Below are 664 nucleotides of genomic sequence, written 5' to 3'. Positions count from 1 at the left end.
CCCCACGCGGACAGCAGCCGGAACAACGCCACCTCGACCGCGAACAACGCGGGCTGGGTGAACGCCGTCCGATCCAGCAGTTCGGCGTCCGCGCTGCCCTCCGCCGCGAACACCACGTCCTTCAGCGGACGGTCCAGCAGCATGTCCAGATGCGCGCACACCTCGTCCAGGGCACTGGCGAACACCGGGAACGCCTCGTACAGCTCCCGGCCCATGCCCAGGCGCTGCGCACCCTGACCCGAGAACAAGAACGCCGTCGAACCCGACATACGCGCGACGGACCGCATCACTCCCGGGGCAGCCTCACCGGCCGCGACAGCATCGAGCCCGCGCAGCAGTTCCGCACGGTCCGCGGCCGTGACCACCGCACGGTGTTCGAGGGCCGAGCGCGTCGCCACCAAGGAGTAAGCCAGATCCAGCGTGCCCAGTTCGGTGTGCGCCATCAGATGCGACCGCAGTTGCTCGGCCTGGGCTCGCAGGGCTTCCGGGCTCCGGGCGGAGAGCGCCCAGGGAAGGACGCCGTGGTCCTCGGCGGGGTCCTCGTCCGTCACCGCCTGGTCATACACCGGGGCCTGCTCGATGATGGTGTGCGCGTTCGTACCGCTCACACCGAAGGCGGAGATTCCCGCCCGGCGCGGCTGACCGGTCTCGGGCCACTCGGTGG

The 664-nt window shown here is 70.5% G+C and carries 1 protein-coding gene; it reads right to left on the bottom strand.

Annotation, left to right across the window (positions count from 1 at the left end; translation table 11 throughout):
* Positions 1 to 664: acyltransferase domain-containing protein (locus KN815_RS48095; RefSeq protein WP_216348068.1), on the bottom strand; the 664-nt coding region annotated here is incomplete at both ends.

This window comes from Streptomyces niphimycinicus, assembly GCF_018883605.1.
GTDB classification, from domain to species: domain Bacteria; phylum Actinomycetota; class Actinomycetes; order Streptomycetales; family Streptomycetaceae; genus Streptomyces; species Streptomyces niphimycinicus.
Note: the sequence above shows the minus strand (reverse complement) of the source record. Positions and strands in the feature narration are given on the sequence as shown.